General features: G+C 43.1%; 16 protein-coding genes. 4 read left to right on the top strand and 12 right to left on the bottom strand.

Annotated features, from left to right (window positions below; all coding sequences use genetic code 11):
* Window positions 1-12 precede the first annotated feature (12 nt).
* The 9 genes from JWQ85_RS12120 to JWQ85_RS12080 all read right to left on the bottom strand — a co-directional run bounded on the left by JWQ85_RS12120 (window position 13) and on the right by JWQ85_RS12080 (window position 15,608).
* Window positions 13-954: a hypothetical protein gene (locus tag JWQ85_RS12120; protein WP_299468265.1), complete on the bottom strand. Its 942-nt coding sequence runs from the start codon at window positions 952-954 to the stop codon at window positions 13-15.
* A 120-nt stretch (window positions 955-1,074) separates the two neighbouring features.
* The gene (locus JWQ85_RS12115; protein WP_299468263.1) at window positions 1,075-2,889 is read right to left on the bottom strand and encodes a RagB/SusD family nutrient uptake outer membrane protein; all 1,815 of its coding nucleotides are present in this window, start codon (window positions 2,887-2,889) and stop codon (window positions 1,075-1,077) included.
* Between the two features lie 26 nt (window positions 2,890-2,915).
* Window positions 2,916-6,266, bottom strand: coding sequence for a TonB-dependent receptor (locus JWQ85_RS12110; RefSeq protein ID WP_299468262.1), 3,351 nt, complete (start codon window positions 6,264-6,266; stop codon window positions 2,916-2,918).
* A gap of 184 nt (window positions 6,267-6,450) precedes the next feature.
* Window positions 6,451-7,422: a FecR family protein gene (locus JWQ85_RS12105; RefSeq protein ID WP_299468260.1), complete on the bottom strand. Its 972-nt coding sequence runs from the start codon at window positions 7,420-7,422 to the stop codon at window positions 6,451-6,453.
* A gap of 97 nt (window positions 7,423-7,519) precedes the next feature.
* Window positions 7,520-8,092: an RNA polymerase sigma-70 factor gene (locus tag JWQ85_RS12100; protein ID WP_299468258.1), complete on the bottom strand. Its 573-nt coding sequence runs from the start codon at window positions 8,090-8,092 to the stop codon at window positions 7,520-7,522.
* 159 nt (window positions 8,093-8,251) lie between these two features.
* Window positions 8,252-9,199: a DUF1735 domain-containing protein gene (locus JWQ85_RS12095; protein WP_299468256.1), complete on the bottom strand. Its 948-nt coding sequence runs from the start codon at window positions 9,197-9,199 to the stop codon at window positions 8,252-8,254.
* 720 nt (window positions 9,200-9,919) lie between these two features.
* Window positions 9,920-10,663, bottom strand: coding sequence for a VIT family protein (locus tag JWQ85_RS12090; RefSeq protein ID WP_299468254.1), 744 nt, complete (start codon window positions 10,661-10,663; stop codon window positions 9,920-9,922).
* 642 nt (window positions 10,664-11,305) lie between these two features.
* A complete protein-coding gene (locus JWQ85_RS12085; RefSeq protein ID WP_299468252.1) occupies window positions 11,306-12,697 on the bottom strand; it encodes an FAD-binding oxidoreductase in 1,392 nt (463 codons plus the stop codon).
* 538 nt (window positions 12,698-13,235) lie between these two features.
* Window positions 13,236-15,608 (bottom strand): DUF4157 domain-containing protein, encoded by a 2,373-nt coding sequence (locus JWQ85_RS12080; protein WP_299468250.1) that lies wholly within the window; start codon window positions 15,606-15,608, stop codon window positions 13,236-13,238.
* A gap of 541 nt (window positions 15,609-16,149) precedes the next feature.
* Between JWQ85_RS12080 and JWQ85_RS12075 the strand changes: the two genes are divergently transcribed.
* Genes JWQ85_RS12075 through JWQ85_RS12060 form a run of 4 tightly spaced genes read left to right on the top strand, consistent with a single transcriptional unit; the run spans window position 16,150 to window position 20,328 of the window.
* Entirely contained in the window at window positions 16,150-16,980 is an 831-nt protein-coding gene (locus tag JWQ85_RS12075; RefSeq protein ID WP_299468249.1) for a hypothetical protein, read from the top strand.
* 1 nt (window position 16,981) lies between these two features.
* Window positions 16,982-18,211, top strand: a complete 1,230-nt coding sequence (locus JWQ85_RS12070; RefSeq protein ID WP_299468247.1) for a hypothetical protein — start codon at window positions 16,982-16,984, stop codon at window positions 18,209-18,211.
* Window positions 18,212-18,215: 4 nt separating this feature from the next.
* Window positions 18,216-19,169: a glycosyltransferase family 2 protein gene (locus tag JWQ85_RS12065; RefSeq protein WP_299468245.1), complete on the top strand. Its 954-nt coding sequence runs from the start codon at window positions 18,216-18,218 to the stop codon at window positions 19,167-19,169.
* Window positions 19,162-20,328, top strand: coding sequence for a hypothetical protein (locus JWQ85_RS12060; RefSeq protein WP_299468243.1), 1,167 nt, complete (start codon window positions 19,162-19,164; stop codon window positions 20,326-20,328). The genes JWQ85_RS12065 and JWQ85_RS12060 overlap by 8 nt, the downstream gene beginning before the upstream one ends.
* A 28-nt stretch (window positions 20,329-20,356) precedes the next feature.
* Here JWQ85_RS12060 and JWQ85_RS12055 read toward each other — a convergent pair whose 3' ends face one another.
* The 3 genes from JWQ85_RS12055 to JWQ85_RS12045 all read right to left on the bottom strand — a co-directional run.
* On the bottom strand, window positions 20,357-23,617 hold the full coding sequence (locus JWQ85_RS12055; protein ID WP_299468241.1) for a glycosyl hydrolase: 3,261 nt from the start codon (window positions 23,615-23,617) through the stop codon (window positions 20,357-20,359).
* Window positions 23,618-23,711: 94 nt separating this feature from the next.
* Window positions 23,712-25,142, bottom strand: coding sequence for an arabinose isomerase (locus JWQ85_RS12050; RefSeq protein WP_299468239.1), 1,431 nt, complete (start codon window positions 25,140-25,142; stop codon window positions 23,712-23,714).
* A gap of 50 nt (window positions 25,143-25,192) precedes the next feature.
* Window positions 25,193-26,817 (bottom strand): glycosyl hydrolase (locus JWQ85_RS12045; protein WP_299468237.1); only part of this gene is annotated, 1,625 nt, incomplete at its 5' end.

The following is a 26,817-nucleotide window of genomic DNA, read 5'->3' as shown; positions in this document are numbered from 1 at the left end:
TGTTTAAGGAAATTAATATTTCACTGCCGGAAAATCTTTTTGAGCCTTCTTTAACTGGCCTTCCCATTCGCCTTTCCAGCCAAAGGCTGTGGTTGCCTGGGCCTTAAGGTTAACGCCGGATGCACCGCTCCAGAAGTGAACAAACTCACCCCAATTAAGGTCATGGTCAAACTCGTTTCCGTTTTTCTTAGGGTAGTATTTAGCAAGCAGTTCAAAATATTTATTTAATACGGCGGCTTTGCCATGCTTGTCATAAATTGGATAGAACCAGTTTTTGAACCATTGCGTATTTGCAGCCGGAAAGCTATCGCGCTTGGTTTGCATTTCCTCAAACACCTTGGCCGCCTCGGCTTCATAACCAATGTGCAGGTAAACATCATAAATAAAGATTTCCATAAACTTACTGTCTCCCCATAATGCATCTGAAGGGGAACCCTTTACGCCGTGGCTGGCACCGCATACAATATGGCCCAGTTCGTGAATGGGCATACCTATTTGCTGGCCGGTTGGTTTGCTCCAGTCATCTAATCCACAATCGATAACGTTACGGTAGTCATGGCTTTCGTCGAAGTATGAGGCAGGATGCCCGCCGCCAAGCTTTCCGTTTACAACTTTATGGAAAATGGCATACACCCTGGTAGAGTCGCCAAAGCCCCCATAGGTTTTTTTAACGTAAGCCCAGGCATCAGATATTACCTTATTTGGCCAGGTTATCTTCTGCGGCATATTATGATCGTAGTAAATAGCAGCATTATTGTCATAAAAGGTCCGAGACACGGTAAGATCATGTTCAAACCAATGTTCTTTCCATTGTGATGGTGGCGCACCTTGCTTTAAAGTATCAGTTACCTTAACTGTTGCTTTAGGGTTGCGAAGCAGGGTTTCACTGCACGAACTCTGTATTGCTGCGCCAAAAAACACAACGCATAGTGTTACACTTGTCTTTAAAGTCATATTGAAAAGAGAATTTAGCTTGCTTCACCTGTTTGAGGTGGCAATTGTAGATGTATATATTTAAAAAAGTTGAGGGACGTTTGAGAAACTCCCTCAACTTTATGTTATTACCAGATGTTATTACCAGCCTGTATTTTGAACTAATTGCTTGTCACTATCAACATCTTTTTGTGGGATAGGATACAAATAATGTCTTTTGGTGAATACACGGTTCTCGAAAGTAACCAGGTTGTAAAACTCAGGCAGGTTGGCACTGATATTTAAGGCTTTGAACGGCCCGTTATCAGTCACTTCAGCAATTTTCCAACGGCGTGTATCAAAGAAGCGGCTGTTCTCAAACGCAAGTTCTACCCTGCGTTCTTTCCTGATAGCTTCCCGCATGGCAGCCTGACCAGCCGGCACAGGCAAATCGGCGCTACCATATTCAGGTATCCCAGCCCTGTTTCTGATGACGTTTACATACTTTAATACGTCTGCATTGCCCGGCTCTGCTTCATTCAAAGCTTCCGCATAATTTAAATAGATTTCGGCAAGCCTTAGCATTACCCATGAGCGCCCACCTTGTCTCCAATCGCCCGTTACAATGTTTTTACGTACTATATAACCTGTTGGCGAATAATCGTTACCACCGGTTTTTTTACCTGAATTACCTGTATTATAAGTTTCAGTGATCACGTCGCCGCTATTTGTATTCAGCCATTTGCTGCCGTTATAGGTAATGCCTACATAAAAGCGAGGCTCGCGGTTTGTCCATTGGTTATAAGTGTTCCTGGCTTTGTCATCATACGGTGCCTGGAAATTTGAGAAACCGGTTTTTACATAGCCGGAAGCCGGATCATCAATAGAACGGCCGTTTTCAGTAAAATAAGCGTCAACCATGGTTTGAGTAGCGCCTAAACCACCGCTTCCACGTACTTCATCAGCATAGCCTGAATGGTATGGTGTCAGCTCATAAGCCCTGTTAGTGATGCCTGCATCAATACGTGCGTAAATTACTTCTTTGTTCCAATCAACCAGCATCACATCCCTGCATGACAGGTAGGGGTTGTAGGTACCATTCGCATCGTTTACCCTGTAAAGGTCAAATTGTGTGGGAACGAATTGATCGATAAATGCTTTGGCTGCATCTGCTGCTTTTTTCCATTTTGTTGCGTCGTACTGATCGCTGATGAGTTTTTTGCCATCAGCATTAACCATTGAGCTATAATCACTATTACCGTTGAATAAAGGGCTGGCAGCATAAAGTAATACCTGCGATTTGATAGCCATAGCATAGGCCTTGTTTATACGACCATAGTTATTGGCGTTTGAAGCCTTTAAGGGCAAATCAGCCATCGCTACATCCAGTTCTGAAGTTACATAATTAACACACTCATCAAACGGAGTACGGGGTAACTGTAAATCTGCAAATGAAGCATCCGGTGCAATTGTTTTATCGCCGGTAATTACAACCGGGCCATAAATGCGCATCAGCCAAAAGTAATATATGGCCCTTAAAGCACGTGCCTCTGCCTTGTACTGGATTTTTAACGAGCTGGGCAAATCAGATACTTTATCAACATTATCCATAAATATGCCTGCAGAGCGGATGCCGCGATAATAGGTTGTCCAAAAACCGCCTATAAATCCGCTTGATGCATCGTATGTACCGTTGTTAATATTTTGTGTAGGTACAAAGCCCCAGTCATACTCTGCCTCGTCGGAGCCGCCTGTCCATTCACCTATACTGTTATCTGATCCCGGAAATCTTTGCGACGCTTCATCAGGTATGGCCGAGTAAACGTTTGCCAGGAATTTTTCTGCAGTGTTGCGGTTCCGGAATGTTTCATCCAGGGTTAGTCTGTCATCAGGCACTTGGTCAAGAAAGCCTTTTTTGCACGAAAAGCTTATTGTTAGCATGCAGGTTACAGTAGCAACTATTAAAATTCGTTTCATTTTATCGTTTAATAAATGTTAATCCGTTAATTAAATTGAGCGCTAATGCCTAACGAGATGGTTTTAACGTTGGAGTATGTTGTACCGTTGCCGGTATTCAATTCTGGATCCCATAGCTTAAACTTGCTTATCGTAAACACATTATACCCCATTACATATACGCGGGCATTGCTCATACCTATTTTGCTAAAGGCAGCTTTAGGGAAGGTATACCCAAAATCAAGTGTTTTTAAGCGAATGAACTGCACATCTTTTACCCACCACGAACTGTGCTGTGTGTTATTAGTATTGTCCCCATCGCCGTAAGCTAAACGCGGATAAAACACGTTTTGACTTGGGTTTGCCTCAGTCCACCTGTCGGTTATGTTTGCATAAGCGTTACTTATACCACCATTTGTTGCAAAAGGCTGTATGGCATTACCCGAAATATACCGGGATGCATGGCCCGTGCCCTGAAAAAAGGCGCCCAGACTAAACCCTTTATAAGCAACATTAAAGCCAACACCGTACGTTAAAAAAGGGACATCGCCTTTGCTTATTTCTGTCTTATCATAAGCGTTGATTATTCCGTCATTATTTAAATCACGGTATTTGATATCGCCAGGGCGAATACTTTGTTTCGATCCGGGTACTGCGCTGTTGTCTATTTCTTCCTGGCTTGTAAATAAACCTTCTGCTATGTAACCAAAGTCGGCCAAAATATTATGCCCACGCTGATCATTCCACGGATATTTTGGAGATGGCTGGTCATTTTCAACAACCACATCTTTGTTATAGGTAACATTACCACGCAAATTAATTACCGTTTCCCCTATGCTTAGGCGTTGCTCAACTGTAGCATCAAAACCTTTATTATTAATAATACCAAGGTTGGCATATGGTGCAGATGATAAACCTACATAACCCGGTACTGCTGCCCTTTGTAAGAATATACCGCTGCGGTGTTCCTTAAACAAATCAAAGGTTAAAGAGAAGGTTTCGTGAAATGCGCGGATATCAAAACCCAGATCTTGCTTATGCGATCTTGACCAGGTTACGTCAACACCATAATCAGTAACGTTAATACCATTATAGCTGTTGGTATTATTTTGACCATATGTATAGCCGGGTGCTCCATCTGATAACAGTGTTAAATAACCAAACCTGCGGCCAAGGCCAATATCCGCACTTCCTACGATACCATTACTGTAACGAATTTTGAAGAACGATATGGTGTTTTTTATCGGTTCAAAAAAATTCTCCTGTGATACTAACCATCCTAAGCCAAATGCCGGAAAATATCCATATCGTTTAGCCGGAGCAAAGTTTTCCGATCCGTTGTAACCAACGTTGAACTCAGCAAAATATTTATCGTTATAAGAGTAGGTAGCCCTACCGGCTAAACTGCGTAAACGATATGGAATAGAGGTGGTAAAGTCGCCTGCCGGAAATCTTGATTCATCTTCCTGGTTGAATAAAATAAGCCCGCCTATGCGGTGCTTGCCAAATGCACGGTCGTAATTCAAAGAGGACTCTGTGTAAACTTTGTTACGGCCACTATTACCGGCGCCGAAATTCAGGTAGTTTCCCTGCCCTGTATAAGTTCTTACCAAATTTAAGGTACCGTCTGCATTGTACGGTGTATTTTGATCAGGGTACCAGGTATCCTCACGCTTTTGGCGCGTGATACTATTAGTATTGAAAGCGTCAAATGCAAATAAAGTATTGAAAGTTAACCCTTGTATAATAGAACCCAGATCCTGCGTTATCCGAATATTTGAATAAAGCTGGTTTTCAAAATTTGTACTGTAGCCTCTGCGCGTAAGATCGGCATACGGGTTACGCTGATCGCCGTTAGGATTTACACCCGGTACAAAACCACCGGGATATTCAATCGGAAACACTACCGGCGATACGATCATCGCCTGCTGGAAAATATCTCCAGACGACACGGAAGGGTAATTGCCTTTACTAACATACCCCTGTATACCTAAAGCCACCTTCGTGCTTTTAGTAACATCGAGGTCAACGTTGCTGGTAAAATTGTAACGGGTATAATCTATATTAGAGTTATAAGTGGACAACCGGTCTGTTTTCAGGAGTCCGCCTTCGTTATAATAACTTGCCGATATATAATAACGGGCATTAGGTGCACCGCCGTTTATGTTAACATTTGCCCTTCTGTTACGGCTGGTATTTTTAAATACAGCGTCCATCCAATTTATGTTCGGATACAGCAGCGGGTCAACCTTGTTCTGGGTATTTTGAATGTATTGTTGTGAATACTTTGCAACGCCCCCTCTTGTAGTGTTGGCTTCGTTAACGGCGTTCATGTAAGTGATACCATCAGCCATCTCAGGCACACGGGTAAATGCAGTGAAGCCTTCGTAATAGTCGGCGTCAATTTTTGGCTTACCTGCCTTGCCTCTTTTGGTTTGTACCAGTATGACTCCATTTGCACCCCTAACACCGTAAACAGCTGTGGCTGAAGCATCTTTTAATATGGTAAATGACTGAATATCCTGCGGATCCAGATTATTTATTGACCTTGTCACGCCGTCTACTAATACCAACGGCCCTGTGGCATTATTGGTAAAGGTTGAAATTCCCCGAATCCAAATATCAGCGCTATTGCTACCAGGCTCGCCCGAACGTTGTACACCAACAATACCTGATAACCTGCCCGCCAGTAAGGTAGAAATATTTGCTACAGGCTGTTTTAATTCTGCCACATCTACGGTTGATTGCGCACCAACCAAACTCACTTTACGCTGGGTACCATAAGCTACTACTGCTACTTCTTTCAACTCGTTTTGCGGGTTTGGTAACATTTTAATGTCGATAACTTTAGCATCATTTACCACTACCTCCTGGGTTTGATAACCGATAAAAGCGTAGACAAGCGTTTCCGTATCATCGTTTATCTGAATCTGGTACTTTCCCAATGCGTCTGTGATTCCCCCGCGTGTGGTGTTTTTAACTCTGATTGTAACGCCTGGTAACGCTTCTCCTTTTTCGTCGACCACCTTACCCGTTACAATACGTTGCACTGGTTTTGATATGGCAACAGCCTCCTTTTCCTGGTACCTTATTAGTATCTCATCATCAAGTACCATAAAGGTATAAGATGTGTTGTGTAAGGCTTTGTTCAATACCCTGCCTAATTCCTGATCAACAACTTTTACAGACACGCGGCTTTTGCTGTTGGTTACCGCACCGCTGTAAGTAAATTTTACGCCTGAAACAGCCGATATATTATCCAGTGCTTCCACTAACAAACTGTTTTTCAAATTAACGGTGATGTGCTTTTTCAATACATCCTGTGCATCCGCCCGGCGTGCTCCCATTAAGATGGTTGAACTGCTTAACATTATTAGTATAACAGTGCTTATCTTCATAAAAAGCATATACTTGCGTCCCTTATTATGGGATACATAATTTTTCATATATTCACTTCAATAAAACGTTAAAAATTAGCTGGTACCCTTGTTTACGACGTTAGGTATAGCTATTTGCTGTGATGTTTTTAAGCAGTAGCGCCCCTCGCACGGGCGTTACTGCTTTTTAGGTGGGTGGGTATCGTTAATTCAAATTACACCCTCCTCCTTTAATGATCCATAGACTATCTTTTTTGATGAACGTAGCATTAACTACAAACGCCATCTTTTTTAAGAACTGGGCAGGGCTTTCTCCTGGCTTTATCCGGCCGAAGAAAGTGCAGTTTTTTACATTACCAATCACCTTTATATTCATGCCATACAAACGGCTAATATCTTCTGCGATATCTTTAGTGGGGATATTTTTGTACTCATAATAACCATTATGCCGGCCAACAACCACATTCATGTCCGGTATAGGCAGCAAAGTTGATACCTTAGTTTTCTTGTTATAAATAATCTGATTATGAGGTAAAAGTGATAACGATGTTTTACTGGCTGTAAAAGACACCTTTCCTGTTATCAATGCTACAGTAATATCGTCGCGATCCTTTAAGGCGGTTATGTTAAAACTTGTGCCTAACACTCTGGTGCTTGTATTGCCTGTGTGAACTATAAAAGGATGCTGTTTATCTTTGGCTATATCAAAGAAGGCCTCACCTGAAAACGTGATATCACGGGTTGCGCCTATAAATGATGCGGGATAGGTAAGTGCGCTTTTGGCACTTAGCCAGATCACAGATCCATCAGTTAGTTGAATTTTTTTTCTTTCGCCGGCTTTTGTATTTGTCGTAATTAAGGTTGGTTGAAATTCCTTTTGATTAAACCGCCAAACAGCAAAGTAGGACATTACTCCAATTACGGAGGCTGCTATAGCCATCTTTATTAAAACGGTACGAGTGCGGTGCGGCTTATGCTGAATGGTATCAACCTGGTGTTTTATCTGTTTAAAAATTCGCTTTTTAGCTTCATTTTCCTCCAATTCACTTAAGTATGGCCAGCTGTTACCTTCATTACCTTTTTGCCTGTACCATAATAATAACTCCTCCCGCTCGGCCGGGGTAGCTGTGCCATCTATATACTTCTTTATTAAAGAGCTCCTTCTTAATTCTTCCATTATAAGCGCAATTAATAAGAAGTACTATAATTAAGGGTATACCCTTAGCCTTGGACAAGAAATATAAATAATGTGTTATTTTAACTGCCTAACGGAATTAGCGTAGTTTGAGGACAATTATGAGCACCATCATTTCTTTAAGATTTAGACGAAGCATCTTAAGCGCTTTAGTGAGGTGTGCTTCTACAGTTTTTTTGGCGATGTTCATTTCTTCAGCTATCTCTTGAGGCGAGAGGCCTTTTTGCCTGCTATATTTATAGACCAACCGGCACTTTTCGGGTAATTGTTCAACAAGGCCGTTTACATATTCCTCAAGAAACTTTGCGTGGACAAGGTCTTCCGGCAGTTCTGCAATAGAGCTGGCTGGCATCTGCTCTAAAAGCCTTTCGTGCCGGTTTTTAGTATAGATGTTTTTAAATACCGAAAATTTAATAGCAGTTGCCAGATAAGAGCTCAGCGTTTCAATCTTAACTACACCCCTCCTGTTCCACAGGCTAACAAAAACCTCCTGTACTATTTCTTCTGCTAAAAATTTATCTTTGGTATAACTGTACGATAATGCAATCAGCTTTTTCCAATACCTGTTATAAATTTCTGCGAACGCAGCATCGTTACCGTTTGTAAAAAGTTCAAGTAGCTTGCAATCAGTAAGCTGTACGCCTTGTTTCATCAGAGATGGCAATGTTTTTACTAAAATATTAATAATTATTTAACAATAACTTCTTTTTCTTACATTTTCCATTGCAAAGAGATTACACGATTTTATAATAACATTATGTCACAAAAAAAGCCGCTTTAGATTAAAGCGGCTCAATTATCATTGATAGATTTAATCGAGTCTAATAGTTTCCGATATTCTTCTATCTCCTGTTCCACCCACATATTTGTAATTAAGTATAAAAGTGCGTGTAGCCGGGTCAAACGTGCAGCTGCCATTCACTTGTATACTTTGATTAGCCGCGCCCGGTGCAGAGATAACGGTAACAGAATTATCGGGATTTACTATTAGCCACATAAAGTAGTTGCTGCCTCCCAAATCAGCCGCTTCTGTACGAACAGTATTGCCATTTACGGTTGTCAATGTTTTTGCCCTGCCTGTCCATGATCTGTCTATGGATGGATCAGGAAAAGCGATCGATCCCGTAGCCTTCGCCTCCCCTTCATAGTCACTTTTTATACCTACTATATAATAAACCGTACTATAATAATTGATCTTTTCTCCTTGCGCATCGGTAATGGCTATCGGCAGCATGTATTTAGTACCCAGCGTTAGTTTGGATGTAATTAAACTTATAACATAGTCAGCAGTAGTTTTCCCACTAGGGATAGTTACAGTTGTACCTGGCAAACTGTAAGCATCGGCCGGAAGACTTTGATAGATTTCATACTTAAAATCCGCTGAACTTGGCAAATCTGTATCAGCTTTCACAGCAGCCAAACTATCTGCAGTATAAAGGGCTCTGTGTGTGGCGTTAAGAGCAGCGATAGCTCCGTTGTCCACGCTGAGCGTAACTTTTACATCTTTACTAAGGGGTTTTGTGGCCGATAAAAGCACTGTTGTTGTCAGAGGCTGCGGGGTATCACTGATGCTTTTGGCTATATTAAATTTAAAACCACCGTTATCAAACATTCCCGGGCCTGCATGCGCAGCTATAGGCAATTCTACTGACGTGGGCATATCCTTATAATTGTAATTATCATCAGTTTTGGAGCATGAAGCCAACATCGACATAATAGTTACAAGTGTTAAATAAAGTTTTGTAGAGCTTCTTTTCATTTGTTATAATTTGAGTTTGATATAGAGATTACAGATCCTAAAAATTAAGTTATATGTGTTGTGAAATACCAGATAAGGCAGCCGCATAACACGCGCACATGGAGGAGTATATTAAAACACAACTTACCCTTAGTTGTTGATAAACTTTGATCACCTGTTGTTAATTTAATAGATGATTTTTAATTTATTTTTTCATAAACTTCACTCACGCCTTACCCGCGGGTACGGCGCAGAAGGGCACATTGCCGGCACCCTGCCGTGGATACCGGAACTACGGCGATACTTGATATAGCCGAACCATTGACCGGCATCTCGTTTTTCAGTGTGCTCCTGAATGATTACCCGGATGCTTACGAGCCGGTTGTCTGACACACGGATAAAGAAAGCATGATCGCAGCCAGCCGGTCATTTCCTCCGTGAGTTTCAGTCAAATTGCGGCTTTGCCATTTGCGGCAATGCAGATTCCGGGAAGTTATGAGGTGATACTCACCGCTTTTAAAGGGAGATAAAAAACCTTACTTAGAAAAACATTAATCATCTCACCCGATGATAGCCCGGTGGCTCACTTTACATTCTCCTTCAAGGATAATAAATCCTATGCTCCTGCAACGCTTGTACTGGTGAATAATTTGAGCCTAAGCGATGACACCTATACTTTCAGGCATGTAGCAGGGCACTTAAGTAAGCAGTATCAGATCTGCTTAATCTGCAATGTTGTATTTATGCTGTCGTTACGCCGAACAAATAACCTATAAGGGCTGTAATGCCCATTGCTATGGTTCCCCAAAAGCAAATCCTTATTATACTTTTTCCCACACTTGAGCCACCGGCTTTTGCGGCAATTCCGCCTGATAGTGCAAGAAATACAATTGCAAAAGAATATAGCAAAATAACCATCATGCCTACCGGAGCAAACAACGAAACCAAAAAAGGTAAAAGCCCACCCAATATAAAAGATGCACCTGATGCTAAAGCAGCTTGCAATGGCTTGGGCTGCGAGATTGCGTTAATTCCAAGTTCGTCTTTGGCATGAGCTTCTAACGCATTGTGCTTTGTAAGCTGTTCGGCTACCTCCATAGACAGTACGCTGTCCAGACCGCGCTTTTGGTATATTTTAGCAAGTTCTTTTAGTTCAATATCAGGCATTGTTTCCAGTTCGTTCTTTTCCCTGTCTAAGTCTGCAGTTTCAATGTCAGACTGTGAACTGACTGAAACATATTCACCTGCTGCCATTGATAATGCACCTGCGACTAATCCGGCTAACGCCGCCAAAATGATCGGGCTTCTTGTATCACTGGCCGCAGCGACCCCGATCGCTATACTTGTGGTTGAAAGGATACCATCGTTCGCGCCCAAAACAGCAGCCCGCAGCCATCCACTTCTATTCGTATAATGTTTTTCGAATTCCAAATTTTTAAAAGTTAACTTGTGGTAACACACTGCAAACGGAACAAATATAATCATGAATCATACGATGTTTTTTATTAATCTGGAAATTCATAATGCCTGTAATTTTTGGTTACGCGGTTTATTATTATAACTTACTTCATATGGGCCGATTTCCGTAAAAAGTGCTACTATGGACCATGATCGTTCCTTCAAATTCTGCGAAAACACATTTTGGTCGTTTATGAAAGTCGGTGCTACGATACTATCCGGTAAAACCTTAGTAATTGCCCTCTGCCGGAAATCTCCCAGGTTCCATTATCTTCGTCCAGCAGCAGATCTAAAGTGGAATTGGCAAAAACTGACAGGTCAGCAACTGATCGGCCAGATCGCCAGCTGTCCATCCGGGGCAAACGCATTAGGTTCAAAACCCTAGCTCTCCGCTGATAACATCATTAAAAATGAACAAAAGCCTGTAAATCAAATAATTGCAAGCTTTTTTGTTTTTAGCATATCAGAGATTATTCAGCATTTCCTCGCTAAGAACTACCAATCCGGTGTTGTGCCGATTTACATGCAGATTACTTGAATTTAATATTAAGTTTAACCAAGCAATATCCACTCGTGTAATTACCTAAAACCCCTTTTAGAAAAGAAGGATTAAAAATGTAATGAACAATATAATACAGGCAGTCTTGAGTTTCAATCGTCAATTAAAAATTATACCCCGAGATGTAACTCGGGTTTAATATTCTGATTTACCCTAAACAAGTTCGCTGCATCATATTTTGCTTTAATGGAAGCTAATTTTTCATAATTATCCCCATAAGTCGCTTTAACCCGATCTTCGCCTTCCTCCATCATAAAGTTTACATAAGCACCACCAGCCGAATAAGGATGTAATGCTTCCCAGTAATCCTTTGCCCATTTGGTGATCTTATCGTTATTAGCCGGATCTGGATCTATCCCTGCAATTACCATGGCCCATGTTGCGCTACGATAACTCCATGCGGTATCCTTATTACTTACCCTGGAAGCAGCACCATTAATTGGGTACAGATGCATAGTTGAAAGCAATGTAGGCAATTTTCCTCCATATTTTAAGTGTTGAGCAATAGCTTCATCACCTATATCGTTTACAAAATCAGCCTTCCAATACCAGTTTAATCCAGGCGGCATCAGTGCATCAAACATACTGTTTAATGCCGGAACAGAAAGGGGCCCCACAAAATCGAGGGCAGGTTTTCTAAAATTACGGATTGGTTCAAAAACCTTTTCAGCTCTTTCCATGTCACCGCTGTAGCACCATACTATGCCACACATATTTTTTGCATGCAAATGTTCCGGAAACGGAGGTCCGGGAGGAACACAAAGAAAAGCGAAAAACCCATTAAGCTCATCAGGAGCACTTTTAATCAGGTCCTGGTACCATCTTAACACATCTTCCGCCTCATCCAATTCCCACAGCATTGGCCCGCCATATATTATACTTAGAGGATGCAACCTGAATACAAAAGAAGTAACCACTCCAAAGTTACCACCGCCGCCGCGAAGCGCCCAGAAAAGATCGCTGTTGATTGTATCATTGGCCTTTACAAAGCTTCCGTCGGCCAGTACTACATTTGCCTCAAGCAGATTGTCAATGGCAAGGCCATAATGCCGCGTAAGGTGCCCAAGGCCTCCGCCCAGCGTGATACCACCTATTCCTGTGGTAGAAAAAATTCCGCTGGGGGTAGCCAGGCCAAATGCATGTGTAGCATGATCAACATCCCCCAAAGTACAGCCCGCTTCAACCCATGCCGTTTTAGCAGCAGGGTCAACATTAATACCCTTCATCTGCGAGAGGTCGATCACCAATCCATTATCGCATATACCCAAGCCGCCGCCATTGTGGCCGCCGCTTCTAATTGCCGTAAGTATGTTATTTTCTCTTGCAAAATTTACTGTCGCAATTACATCGGCTACATCTGCACATTTAGCTATCAACAAGGGGCATTTGTCTATCATACCATTATACACTTTGCGTGCAGTATGATAATCTTCATCATGAGCCTGAATCAACCTCCCGCGCAGGGTTTGTTTCAGTTGAGTGATTTTGTCTTCCGGTAACATAACTTCTTTCTTTAAATTGATTAAAAAAATATTTAAGCCATGTAGTAGTTGCAAGATGAAAATTCGACTTATTTCATGGCTGATCTACCTTTAAAAATAAACACACATCCGGCGTGTTTTCATATCCAGCTTAAAAGGTTTAATTGAAATGCTGCGAATATAGAGTAGTGGCTAATTGGTCCTATTGCTCATTGCAGAATGCGCTGTATTCTAAGGTAATAAATATATCATTTCCTAAAAATAGCTAAAAGTAGCTATTTTGCTTGTCATATATCAAACAATTCAAAAACGTCTTAAATGATGCATTTAAGACGTTTTTTGTTTATAGATCTGCCCAAAAAATATTCAATATATAGCATCCTTCTGATGACCTATTAGTGACCTATCTCACGAAGAGACCCCACAGGCCCCGTTTTGAATATGAAGGCGATTTGCCGGATACATACTGGAGCAAAAAGCGCTAAAGAACAACCGGTCAAATTAGTGCATCGGGAGGTCTAAGTAAAGATCATTTTGAATACAGTTGATTTTTTTCCAGTTAATTGTAATCGCATTTTTGGCCAATAGATCCATTGTTGCCACTTTTGTCCCGGCATGATGACTTATCTTTAGGTTTTGGCTCATGAGGGCCAAAACTTCCATTATCCTCTGCCTGCCGCGCATAGGGTTTGCATTTCGCATCATCCATGAGGGTTGGGCTTAGTGAACCGCTTGTACTCTTTTTGTCCATGTAAGTTTCGGGGTGTGTTTCAATCAATTGTACGGTAGCAAACCTGAGGTAACCAAAGATGTTCTCCCATGGGCGTCGGCCCTTTCCCTTACTGGCTATAAAGCGGTCGATCGCGGTTAGTAACCGTGGTGCAGCCGGGGAACCGGCATCGATACCAAAAAGAGATAGACGGGCGGCCGGATCCTGCATTTTTTTGTTTTGAAGTAACGCAAGGAATTGATCAGCCAGTTGTGCATTTGTTATATCATCTCCAACCAAAAAGTTGGTCACTTCTTCGGGGCCTTTAAAACCCACCTCCGTAATAGCATCAGCAAGGTCACTGCCAGGTAAAATGGAAGCGGTGCGTCCAAGGAGTTCACCACCTGGTTCAGGTTCGGGGAGTTGAACATTTGCCCCTAATTTAGGCGCCAGCAGATCACGCAAATGTTTGGCCCGTGACATGGAAAGCTGCTCATTTGGGGTTGGCCTGTCGCGGTTGTCTTCAGGCGAAGCGTAGCCCATTACAGATCCTATTTTGGCACCGGCTTTTACGCGCCGGGCAACCTCATCAAGCATTTGAACCGATTGAGCCTTAAGTACCGGATCCGTCGTGTCGTTTGCTGTATCCAGGCTAAAATAATAACGCAACGGAGTTGTTTCGCTAACCTCATAGGTTACCGGTTCTTCGTAGTCGCGCGGCGGTATGTCCTCACGGCATTCATATACTACGGGGCACCTGCATTCCTGGCAAGTTTTATCACTTATCGTTTGCCCCGGAAGATCGCCCTGCAAAACGGGTATGATCTGACGGTTTTTATCCTGTACATTTTTAACGTCAACGCCTACTGTGTACTTACCCACCTTTACTCCCGCAGTAATATCAGTATCGATCTTTCCGGTATCTAATCCTTTGGTTATTTCGCCGCTTAAGCCCCCCTGTACCTTGTCATTACCTATTCTAAGGTCTACTTTGCCACGAATTTGCGGCTCTGAACCGGTATTGCTAACCCCTCCTTCAACGCCAATATTTGCACCAACGCCGCCTTTATTCGGCGCAATATTAATATCGCCACGAACAGTGACGTCGCCTTTGGTGAGGCCGCTGGGCTTTAAAGTGCCATCAAGTGTAGCTACAACCCTTCCCCGGCAAAACTCAAGCGTGAACCCGGTATCTGGCCGAAGCTGTGCGTTTGCATGCTTTTCCGTAACATTTCTTAAATCGCAGTTGCAAAGGTACCGGGTAATGGCGATCCTAACGTTGTCCTCTCCACGTTTTCCGGCGTCAATGAAGGCTGCCCTTGGTTGCCCTCCGCGTTTTTGTTCAGTCGTAAAATCCGCTTCTGATGTGCCAGAAGTATTTGATGAATCAACAGGCTGACGCCTTAGAACCGGTACAGCTGAAATTTGTGTTACAGGGTTAACTGCACCATTAGCTACCTGTTCAGCAACATGTTCGGCTTCGGTTTCTTCCGGCGTATTTATGGCTCCAATATTTAGTTTCGACTGGAACGCAGATCTGCCAGCCGGGGCTTGTTGTATAGTATGGGTTAACTCATGGGCAAGCAACTTCCTGCCGGCAGCTGTATCTGGTGTATATTGGCCCTGGGCAAATACTACATTATTTCCTACAGTATATGCGTGTGCATTTACCTTCCTTGCTGATTCTGCGGCAATTGAATTTGTATGAATCTTAACCTGGCTAAAATCATGTCTGAAACGAGACTCCATAAAATTACGCGTAGACGTATCTAACGATTGCCCCGGGGACCGCAAGGCTTGGTTTACAGTATCATATGCCGGCGTGGCGCTATTACCCGACTCTTTTTTTTGAAGCTTCTTTTCTTCCTCTTCACATTCAGCGCATTTTCTCTGAATTTCTGCAGGCTTACTGCTAAACAGAAAACCGAACCCTTTATCAGCATGAGTACCGGGGTTACTCATTACCTTTTCTGCTACCGCGTCTGCCTCCTGCTCATGAATATCATTAGGCTGATTAACAGTTAATTTTGGCGTGGAAGTTACCGGCACATTGATGTGGATTTTACCAAAATTAAATCCTGAACTATTCTGCCTGAAAAAACCCCTTTTAACATCAGTAGATTTTGATGGGCTGATGTTTGAATTTTTAAATGCATTGTCCGCCACTTTTATCTTGCTATCAGTGCCGTTTTGTTTTGATGATTGAGCTTGTAATGTATGCATATGCCTGTGCCTTTAAACTCGTTTTTGCCTGTGCATGTTTATGAAAGGGGTTTGCCAGAGATAGCACAAAAAAGAAAAGTTCCATTAAAATATTACCACGGCCGCTGTGCAATTCCCTTAACCGATAAATGAATTTAATTAGTGTTTAGATGTTATTTCAGTTAACGTTAATTCGATATTGAATTTCTGTGAAATAATTAGAAATGGCTGGATTACAGTGAAATAACTCTAATCTAATTTAGAAATCTTTTTATGATATATCAAAATTCCATCGATGTTTTTTAGACTGACTGATTATAATCGTGTAGACCAATATTTTACCTTGGGGTTAAGCGATGCCGATGAACGTTATCATTATCCCCAGCTTTCACAAAAAAGAAGAAAAACAAAGGTTATAAAAAGGGCGTTTTTACCCTCGTAAATAAGACATTTAAGGGGACGTGATTATCCTATACTTTAAGGAGATTTACATTGATGCCGGTGAAATTATCAGCATTAATTAACATTTTATCACTTAAACACTTGCCTAATCCTTACACTAATGACAAATTTACTTTCTATCATCCTCCCCGTGCTTGATGGCATGGCTGAATCCCCCCTGAAACAACAACTGATCAAGTATTTCCCTATGCAGTCAGAAAACTTCGCGACCATTGAGAACAGCTTTAGTTTACTTACATCCACAACGCCAGATCCGGACCGTTTAAGGCCATTCTTCCATAGCTGGAGCCAAACCAACAACAGTGCTGTAACCGTAGCCGGGTTAAGTAACCGGATGACCATGCTCATCCATAAAAACATCCCTGTTGCGGATGAGACGCAACTATTTCGATCTGTAGCCAACCTAAACCGCATTGTGGATGAAGATCTGGCCGTTGTAGGGAAAGTTTTGCACTCAGATCTATTTTACGCCATGGCGACCAATATATGCGGCGACGACGAATGGTTATCCAGAAGATACCTTGACGAAAGCGCCAAGAGCTTTAAAGCCTGGAAGGATCGTAACTCTTTAAGAGATAAAGATCTGCTGATAGGCTTGCTAACCACGCTTGTACACGAGATTTATACGCATGGCGAAGTTGAATTCATCCTTCCTAAATTTACAGAGTGGCTTAAGGCTGAGTTTGATCTTTCTGCAACCGACACTAAAAATACCCTTGCATGGATAACCGTACATTGCGGGCCTACAGAAAAGAACCATTTCTTTTACGCGGTAAGCTCTATTATGAATTTTATTAAAGCGATGGATGTGAACCTGGAAGATTATGACCTGGAACAAATCGTATCGGACTACTTAACTAAAAAAGCCCTGGTAATGGAAACCATAAGCTCACGTTTGAGTGGTGTTGACAGTTTAGCGGAAGCTGTTTAATATGACAAGAGAACTTTTCTATCCAGACCAAGCTACTGATGGGACCCTACTGAAACAGCTGATGACCCAATATTATGGCAAATTACCCTTTGAGGGCGACACCTTTTCTGCTGTGCCTGTGGTAGTAAAGCCGCATTATCTTGCACAAATGAATCGCTTATGCCAGGTACTTAACTGCGCGCTGGTAAATATTGTCTCCGCTTATTTTACTGATGAGCGAATAAGGGCGATATATGACCTGGATGAAGAGATGGAAAGCATTTTAAGGGTAGCTGCAGAAATACCTTACACCGTTGGCCTTTACCGGCCCGACCTTTTACAGGACGAAAACGGACAGGCCAGGATCTGCGAAATCGGCGCGCGCTACCCAATCAACGGGTGGATGATCAGCTACTACCTTAATCTTATTTGCAGTAATTTGGAGGTGATGCCCCGAAAGGAATTGCAGGCCGTACCGGGGCAACTGGAGTTTTTGCAAATCTTATTTGATACTTTCGATGCAAGCGAGCCGGTAATTTTGGTGCACGATAACGAAAAGGGAACGGAGGTATTTAACCTATTAAACGAATTCGGTAAAAAGGGATTAGCCTCCATATCTGCTTCCCCTACTGATCTCAAGCTTCATAACGGCCGGGTTACACTTAACGACAAGGCGGTTTCGCAGTTTATACTGGAAATGGACCGTGAGGAGCTGAGAAAGTTCTCGCCGGATGTTCTGCACCATATAATTCGTAACGGGACCTATTTTAATGATGTAAGAACATTGATGCTGGTGCATGATAAGCGGGTGCTTGCTGCCCTGTATGATGAATCTATCATGGCCGATTATCTTTCGGAAGAAGATTACCAGTTTTTACGTCCTTTTCTTATCCCCACCTTTACGCTTAGTGAGGCAGCCAAACGCGAAGAAGTTATCCATTCAAAGCAAAATTGGCTACTGAAGCAAAACAGCGGAGGCCGGGGCATAGATATTTATGTAAAAGATGAATGCACTCCCCAAACATGGGCAAATGTTGTTGATAATAGATGGCCGGAATACATGGTTCAGCAATATGTTCAGCAACAGCAGTTCGATTATATGCAAAGCCCGGATATCAATATTGTGGGTATGCTGTTATGTTATAATGACCGCTCTTTCGGGCCGGGCTTATTTAGGGGAGCCGCAGGCTGTGTAGTGAATGTACACAACGGGCGGGCGGTTATTTTCCCTCCAATGGTGTTAAAAGCATAATTGTATGACACATTCTGTTGTAATACCATTATTCAACAAGGCCGAGTACATTACCGAAACACTGCATTCGTTAATGATGCAAACAAAACAGCCGGATGAACTTATTATTGTTGATGATGCCAGTACAGACGGCAGCTTGTTTGTTGCAAAAGATTACCTGCGCGAGTACGCTGATTCTTTCGGGCATTGCCGTATAGAGGTGATTGAACTTACGGAAAACAGCGGTCCGGGCCATGCCCGCAATATTGGCATGGCCCGTGCAAGCGGAGAACTGATCAGTTTTTTAGATGCGGATGATCTTTATCATCCGCATCTGCTTTCGGTGGCCGATCGTATGTTCAGCACCGAACAACTCGATCTTTTAGTGTTGGGAATGAAATTCATTCCGGGTGGCGAAATATATCCGGACACGGATGCGCTGCTAAGATATCTGCAACCGCTGGGGAAAAACTTATACTTGTTGAAAGATCCGCTTAAAGCAGTTACTTCACCTCATTTTATTTTGGGTGTAGGAAGCAACGTGATCACTAAAAGCAAATGGATCAGGCCGATACAGTACCACGTTAAGTCTTCTTTAAACGAGGGGATAGATTTTTGGTACCGGGTGCTTAAGAACATCCATGCGGAAACAACAGGAAAAATTGGCCTGCTTACCGGGGATCTGCTTCGCGTAAGGGAAGTTAAGGGCAGCTTATCGCGCAAAAGCTATACACATTTCAGAGAGATCCCCCTTCCGCCAGTGATCGAGCGGTACAAAAAAAGCAACGATATCAACGATAGGCTGCTAATGGGTATGATTGGCAAACGGTGGTATATGCACTCGATATTCAGCCTGCAATCTGCAAGGCAAAAGGCACTCTTTGTTTTATATCACTCCTCATTGCTGCCTCAATATGTTGGCTATATTATTTTAAGGCGGCTATCTCAAAACCCTAAACACAACACACTACATGACTGATAAAGCGCTATATGATTATTACCAGGTAGCCCGGGCGTCATCGTTGTTTAAACAATTTTATAACGATTTCCCAGATTATAGTGACGCACCCGTACTTAGCAAAAAGGCACTGGTACAGCAATTGGAATCTCATTTTGATCTTCACCAGGAAGACCGGGGCGTCTACCTGGTACGTTCGGGCGGCTCTACCCAAAAGCCATTGGTGTTCCCTGTTGATATCGCCGAGAACCTGGAGCAAAGACGAGTACTGGCCAACGCGCTTACTGCGGGCAATGTATTCTCTCCGCACACCGTGGCGCTAAATGTGTTCGGATACGCGGATATGTACCGCACAGCAGCCATCCTCGATGACATCCTCGAAAAATGCCAGGCTACAACCCTCGCGGTAAGTGCCAATATAAAATACGAAGACGCCTATGCTACGGCGCTGCAGTTTAAACCTGATTTTATATTGGGTACCCCTTCTAAACTCTTTCTCTTCGCGCAGTATTTAAAAAAACATGCGCAGCAATTGCACATTAAAAACCTGATGTTTGCCGGCGAGTCTCTGCTTCCGTCTTACGTGCAGGGGTTTAAGGATCATTTTGGCACCCAAAACATTTATTCGATCTACGGATCGGCAGAAACCGGGATATGGGCCTGGTCAGATTATTCCGGCAATCCATCTATGTTCCAAATTATCGATGGCATAATTGCAGAAATTGCCGAACCCGACGCAGAGGGGTTTGGCAATGTTATTGTTACCAACCTGCTTCGTAAACGCTTCCCGGTTTTCCGTTATAACCTGGGCGATATAGGCCGGTTAATTACAAAAGAAGGTATTAAGTACCTGGAATTGAAAACAAGGGAAACGGGCTCGTTTTCGTTATATGAAAGCAATTATTCCCTGGAAGATTTCAAGGAAGTTTTACAGGATGTTGACCGCTTCCAGATCCAGTTGATTACCAACAAGGAGTTACATGTGGAGCTGAAATTTTTGCTGGTGAAACCGCTTTCAGGTGAACAAAGTAGCCTGTTTGTCAGTCATAAAAAAAAGCAAATAACGAGCGTACTCGGTTACGAGCTAAAACACCTGGAAGTATTAGCCGGTGTTGATTTAGACTTATATACCGACCAGGTTACCTGCAAGACCCCCCTCATTGCTGATTTAAGAAAATAGGTTTATAGCTTCATATATGGAGGTAATGTTAATTAAGATTGACAGTTTCGAGGCTTACCGGGCCTAACAAACCAGATGCTTTCAGTTCGCTTTTCCTGTTGTAAGAGTTGTAAATTGTCCATGTCTTACGCTCAGCCACCGGTAGCCCACTATCACCAATAAGCCGGTTCACCCATGTGTTTACCACTTTAATCTCTATCACATTTTTTCCCTTTTTAAGGGCGGCGGTAACATCGATCTTATAAGGCGCCGTCCAAACGCCACCTAATTCCACTCCATTAATTTTAACCTTAGCTATTACGTTAACCATTCCTAAATTCAGAAATACCTGTTCACCCTTTTTAATCTTTTTCCATTGAAAAGTATTATTATACAGAGCAGGCCCCGAGTAAAAACGGATACTGTCATTAAGGTTAACTGACCAATCTGTAAGCGTTTTAAATACCGCCGGGGCAACAGGGCCTCGTAATTTATTATCAAACAGAACTGACCATGGTGTGTTGATCAGTAAAACCTTTAATGGTGAAGGAAAATTTATCGGCGGGGTTGACTTGGTTTGTGAATCGGCTTTTTTTCTGAAAACAATAAATGTGCTTTCCATCGGCGCAAGTTCCAGTGGAACAATGGTTTTACCGTCAATTTGTGTATAAGCATTAAGACTTCTTCTGCTCCCGCTCACCGGGTCCCATAACTCCGGAACTTTACCGACAATGCGAAACTCCGGTTCAATTTTTACCGTTTTCGTTTTTTGGTTAGAAATGAAGTAGACAGAACCTTCATTTAAGTCGCGGTGGATAAATAATATCGAATCGCTTTGCGTGATTTTAAGATCAGGTTTGATCTTTATCAGATCCAGGGCCTCCTGCATGTTCATTCCACTGATAACCATTCCCTTTCCAACAGCATTGGTTTTAATAACCTTACCATCAATTTTGCCCCAAAGCTCATCAGCAAGCGCGGCTACCTGCTTGTCTGCCGCAGGATAATTTTGCAGACTTGGCGATGTTACCGGCCTTGGGCCTAAAACCACCGCCCCTTGCATAACCAGCTCTTTTAGTTTTAGCAATAGTTCGGGCCTGATGGTTTTTAATTGCGGTAGCACCAGGATACTGTAGCTCATTCCATCGGGCAAAACTAACCTCCCGTTTTTTACGGTGAGCCTGGTTTTGATAACCTCACCGTTAATATAATCAAACGAGTACCCGAAAGGTAATTTAGGATCCTGTACACCTGTCATTTTCGGTGCGTCTTCACTTATAAAATAGGCAACATCGGCTACATACTTACCCTGCTGCAGCATCATGTTACAACGCTTGATATATTGTAGAAATATATCCATATCATAGAACCAGGTGTTCAGTCTATTAAACTCGTTACCAAAAAAAGCATTCAACCCCGGTGCTTTGTCTTCATACGGTTGGCTGATGTATACATGCATCAAAGTATTGTTTATGCCTTCTGTAAAAAAGCGGTCGGCACGTTGTTTCATCAACGCCGGATAACGGGAATAAGGCCCGCCAGCACAGGTAAATGACTCGGCAGAGACCTTAGTTTTACCATAAATATGCGCAGCCGACGATGCCGCCCGGTTCTCTATATCGCCCAGGCTTCCCTCACTCCAAAACTCGCCACCAATCTCATCCGACTGCCCGCCATATTGCAGGAACTCCCCCGGGAAGCCCCAATGCCCATAATTTTCCAGCCAGGTAGTAAGCCCATTTTGATGGCTGATCTCCCGCAAACCGGCAACGTATTCATAGGCTACGTTATCGGCAATAAAGCGGCGCAGATCCCACAGAAAACGGTCAGACATTTCCTCGCTCCCTACAACGCTTCCCTGCAATACAGGAATAAAGGGTGTAGGGTCATATCCATAGTGCTTTGCAAACTTTTGCACAAAACCATTCGTCCAGTTCTGGCCGCCCGTTTCATAACTGTCCTCTACAGTTACACGCCAGGTTTTCCGGTCTTCCGCAGGTATCCGCTTTATTATCTCGCCCAAATAAGCATTAAAGTGAGCTTTAATATGTTCCTTGCTCATTTTATCTGCCTCTAAACCTGTACCTTCTATTGAAGCAGGTGCGTTCTTAACTTTTGTGGGAGACATTCCGGTGCGCTCGATAACCCAATTACCCGCCGGGACATTCCAGTTTAACTCGCCATCAGCCTTCATGTGTTCGGATATATCAATAACTTTTGAAGGGTCTATCACTAAATCATTATTATCGACCACGGGCTGTGCCGCCCATTGATAGGCATTCCAATACGGGAAAGGAGTTTGCCACATTTTAGCCAATGTTTTTTCGATATAATTCTCAACCATGGGCGTCGCCGACAGTTTTATTTCAGCAATACCGCTGTTTGAGGAAAACTTGTTAAATAAGATCCTAAAGCTGTTTGAGGAAACTGCAGGAATACTGATCACAGCCGGCCCGTATGGTTTAAAACCAACATTTAACTCGCTATTGCTGCGGTCTACCGTAAAATGTTTCACCGTAGTGTAAATACCATCTTTTTTAACCTGTACATCTCCAGAAAAGGTCATTGTATTGCGGTTTGGCGTGATAAGCAAACTTCGTACAGTGTATGGTTTTTGAACCTTAAGATCAATCGCGTAAGAAGTATCTGATCCAAAAACTACACCGGTGGTATCATTGTGATCAATGATCTTGCTGATGCCCTTAATTGCCGGCGTAACAGTGATTACAGGTTTATAATCACGCAGATCCATGGCAAAATCAGCATTAACCGGATAGGCAATTAGTTTTACGTCCTGAAACTCGCCTTCGGGTTTGCTTAGCATTTTATTAAGCTTAACCGGGCCCTTTACAGTAAGCTTTGACGATGCCAGGTATCTCATGGATTGCTCTGGTTTAACCCATGGGCCACCGGACTGGCTCCAGCCCGGGCTATTAAATATGCCTATCTCAATATTTAGCTGGGTTGCTTTTTTTAGCGCGGCATGCAAAATATCCCACCACTCATTAGTAAATATCTTTACTTTTCCTGCGGGGACATTATCCTGCCAAATATTTCCAATAAACGCCCGGTTGATGCCAACCCTCTTCATAGATTCAAGGTCGCGGATAACGCCTTCTTTTGATATGTTATCAGATATCCAGTACCAATAAATACTTGTTTGAATAGAATCAGGAACTGTTGCAAACCCTGTTTCCAATGTTGCTAACGGATCGGGAGGTTTAACGGACAGGCGTTTTTTAGTTATACAAGCAGCGAGCAATAATATACCGGACAAAAGAAAAATAGTACGCCTTAAATTTTTTTTCATTAATACTTTATTTTATAATAAATAACTGCCTCCCGGGATTAACCGGCGACGCATACTTGCCTCGGCAAACTACCTGAAGAACCTTGATGCCTGATTAACAAACCTTTACCATGTCCATCCCCAATATTGCAGATAATTTTTCGAGTTTACTGCTTATATGCCCAATACCTACCGCGCAATGGTGCGCAGGCCCGTAACTGTTCCAATCGTTAACAAATTTACGTGCACCTACAGAGAACCTATACCTGCTGTTGGTATTACCAATTTGAAGAATTGGCCCATGCACTGATTCGCCTTCTGCTACCAGCATCATTAACTCGCCGTTACCTTTTTCAAGAATAGAAAGGCAGGTAACCGGGCCACATTTAACGGTCATTTCAACAGAAAGCCCTTGCCCAACCTTACCATGATAAACCTGCAGTGGTTTTACTTTGGTACGGCCTTCGGCAATTGCAATATGGCCGGGGCCGTCGTGCCCCATCAAAACTACATCATCCTGGTAATCCATGGCATAGTATTCTGTAAAAGAACCGCCGGCACCAAAGCTGTCCATAACTTTCATGGCCTGCGCGTTCTTTATCTCAAACTCGCCGGCAACGGGTACACCATTCGCGGTAAGCAACGAGTTTCCTAAAATAATTGAGCTCATAGTATCCTCGTTACCCTGGCTGCCTGTTCCTTTATGGTAGTAGGCAAACGATCCAAGCTGGTATTTCGCAATGAGCTTATCCATCGCTACTGATGTTCTGGCGGCCCTTAATAGCTCTTCCGGCAGGCAATCTTGCTGTATATCAAACTTTTCGCGGAATTCAGCAACGCGATCACCCGCCTCTTTCTGTGTAACCTTGTCTTTAATAGCCGTAAGCTCCTCCACTTCGATATGTTCAAAGTGGCCGCCAAAATATTTTATCTGCAGGGTAAGATCGGTATAGATATCTAACATTCCGGAGTAGTAATTACCCATACAGCCCATTCTGTTGTTTTGCATTATGTGAGCAACATTAGCGGCTTCTACCCATTCAATTATTTCCTTATTGCTTTCCTCGTCGTGTTGCAGCATACCGGTTACCTGGTAAAATTTAATCCCGGTACGTTTAAAAACATTGGCGATTTCGGGCACCGGGCAGGCCGAGCAATACTTAAGCCAGGTACCCGTCATCTGGGTACGATCGTTAAGGTTGTTAAAGCTTTCGTAATCGATGCGGTCTGCGGGCGATAAATTGAGTATAATAACAGGTACATTTAACCTTTGCACTACCGGCAACACGGTTGATGAAAGTGCGTACGTTCCAACATACAGGAACACGATATTTACATCTTCCTGCCTGAATTTTTTTCCCGTTTCAAAAGCTTTATCTACGGTATCAACTATCCCGGCATTAACCAGCCTTACAGGCATATCGGCAAATTTCAAACACAATGTTTCCAGGTAACTCTCCAGGCTCGTTTTAAGCCCCTCAAATTGCTCCCAATAAACATCTAAACCTATTCCAAATACCCCGATAGTTAAGTTGCTGTTGATCATTTTTATATAGTGGTGTTACCTGTTTTAACTTTTATAAGTATTTGGTGGTATTAATAATTACTTTTCCTGATCGTAACAGGCCCCATTAAGCCTGATGGTAATAAAGGTGAGTCGGCCTTGTACTGCGTGGTCGACGTGAAAGTGTACCGGCCGCTGGTGCGGGGTTCACCTTTCAATAGCCATTCGGGCCATTTATCGTCAACAATACCATCGTATGGTTTTTTCTCGTCACCTATCAGCCGGTTTGGCCATAGGTTTATTACCTCTATTTTAAGATCGTTATTTTTAGCCCGTACCGCTCCGGATATATCTACATGCCACGGGGCTGTCCATACTATACCAAGGTCTTTGCCATTTAGCGTTACGCGGGCCATATTTTTTACATTTCCAAGGTCAAGGTACAATGTTCCTGCGGGTGCTTCGGTAAGGTCGAATTGCTTATGATACACCGCTTTGCCCGAGTAATATTTTATCCCTTCATTTTTGTTCTTAGTCCAGTCGCTTAGCTCGGCAAATGTTGTACTTGCAGGGCCACCCCATTTCGGGTCGAAGTTAACTCCCCAGGGGCCGGTTAATGTTTGCAGCATTTTGGCATAAATACTGGTATCAATACCTGTTGATGGCCAGGTGTTCTCTTTTGCAAAAACAATAAACGCGCTTTCATAAGCGTCCAGTTGTATTGCTACGGATGTGCTGCCGTTATTCTTTTTAAATCTCGTTATTTTTTTGGTCCTGCCGATCACCGCGTCCCACAACTCGGGCGAACCTATTACGGTGCGGAATTGCGCCACCGTATTAACCGGTTTATCGGTTTTGTTAGATACAAAGTATATATCCCAACCGGCACCGGTGCGGTGAGTGTACCGCAGATCGCCGTTTGCTGTAAAATCGTTAATAACACCTTTTGATTTTAAGATATCTGCTGTAAGATCATAGTGCGGGTACAATTTATCGGGATCATCACTAACAGGCTTGCCCCAGATCACTACCCCCTCGCCATATTTATGATGAGTGATGCTACCGGGTATAACTGCCGCTCCCCATATCAATTTACTAAATGAAACAATCCTTTCGTCGCAGGCCGGGTAGCCTACAAGGCTTGGCGAACGCAATGGCGGGTTGCCCACAACAGTAGCTCCCTGCTTTACCAACTCGCCTATTTTAGCCAATAGTTGCGGCGTCATAGATTCGTATACCGGCAAAACTAACAACCTGTAACTTGCCCCACCCGGGAATACCACCTGGTGATCTTTCACGGTGGCCTTCATTAACTGGCCGGGCGCACAGCCATCAAAGTTATACCCTCTCCTATCGGCAATGGTATCACCGCCCACCATTGCCGAAGATGGCGGTACGAATACCAGCGGCGATCCTTCAGGCGTTAGGTAAAGCACATCGGCCACGGTGCGGCCCTGCTGTAATACATACTGGCTGCGGGTAACATAGTTATGATAGCCGGTAACCATTGGCCACCAGGTTTGGCTGCGGTCCCAATGAACGCCATATGGCCCCATGGTTGCCCCCGGCTTTAATGAATCGGCCAGGAACTGGTTTTGGAAGGTATGGTACACAAAGCGGTTAATGCCCGATGCAAAAGCCCAGTCGCCCTGGTTTTTCATTGATGCCGGGTGTTGTTTCCAGCCTTCGTTATCCTGGGCGGTAAAGGCCTCGGCAG

This window comes from Mucilaginibacter sp., from assembly GCF_028288105.1.
Classification (GTDB): Bacteria; Bacteroidota; Bacteroidia; order Sphingobacteriales; family Sphingobacteriaceae; genus Mucilaginibacter.
The sequence above is the reverse complement of the archived record's forward strand: the minus strand, read 5'-3'. Positions and strand labels throughout refer to the sequence as shown.

Bases quoted from the DNA above. Each gene is read 5' to 3' on its own strand.
- JWQ85_RS12120 (WP_299468265.1), bottom strand. From the start codon at position 954: ATGACTTTAAAGACAAGTGTAACACTATGCGTTGTGTTTTTTGGCGCA.
- JWQ85_RS12115 (WP_299468263.1), bottom strand. From the start codon at position 2,889: ATGAAACGAATTTTAATAGTTGCTACTGTAACCTGCATGCTAACAATA.
- JWQ85_RS12110 (WP_299468262.1), bottom strand. From the start codon at position 6,266: ATGAAGATAAGCACTGTTATACTAATAATGTTAAGCAGTTCAACCATC.
- JWQ85_RS12105 (WP_299468260.1), bottom strand. From the start codon at position 7,422: ATGGAAGAATTAAGAAGGAGCTCTTTAATAAAGAAGTATATAGATGGC.
- JWQ85_RS12100 (WP_299468258.1), bottom strand. From the start codon at position 8,092: ATGAAACAAGGCGTACAGCTTACTGATTGCAAGCTACTTGAACTTTTT.
- JWQ85_RS12095 (WP_299468256.1), bottom strand. From the start codon at position 9,199: ATGAAAAGAAGCTCTACAAAACTTTATTTAACACTTGTAACTATTATG.
- JWQ85_RS12090 (WP_299468254.1), bottom strand. From the start codon at position 10,663: ATGATTATATTTGTTCCGTTTGCAGTGTGTTACCACAAGTTAACTTTT.
- JWQ85_RS12085 (WP_299468252.1), bottom strand. From the start codon at position 12,697: ATGTTACCGGAAGACAAAATCACTCAACTGAAACAAACCCTGCGCGGG.
- JWQ85_RS12080 (WP_299468250.1), bottom strand. From the start codon at position 15,608: ATGCATACATTACAAGCTCAATCATCAAAACAAAACGGCACTGATAGC.
- JWQ85_RS12075 (WP_299468249.1), top strand. From the start codon at position 16,150: ATGACAAATTTACTTTCTATCATCCTCCCCGTGCTTGATGGCATGGCT.
- JWQ85_RS12070 (WP_299468247.1), top strand. From the start codon at position 16,982: ATGACAAGAGAACTTTTCTATCCAGACCAAGCTACTGATGGGACCCTA.
- JWQ85_RS12065 (WP_299468245.1), top strand. From the start codon at position 18,216: ATGACACATTCTGTTGTAATACCATTATTCAACAAGGCCGAGTACATT.
- JWQ85_RS12060 (WP_299468243.1), top strand. From the start codon at position 19,162: ATGACTGATAAAGCGCTATATGATTATTACCAGGTAGCCCGGGCGTCA.
- JWQ85_RS12055 (WP_299468241.1), bottom strand. From the start codon at position 23,617: ATGAAAAAAAATTTAAGGCGTACTATTTTTCTTTTGTCCGGTATATTA.
- JWQ85_RS12050 (WP_299468239.1), bottom strand. From the start codon at position 25,142: ATGATCAACAGCAACTTAACTATCGGGGTATTTGGAATAGGTTTAGAT.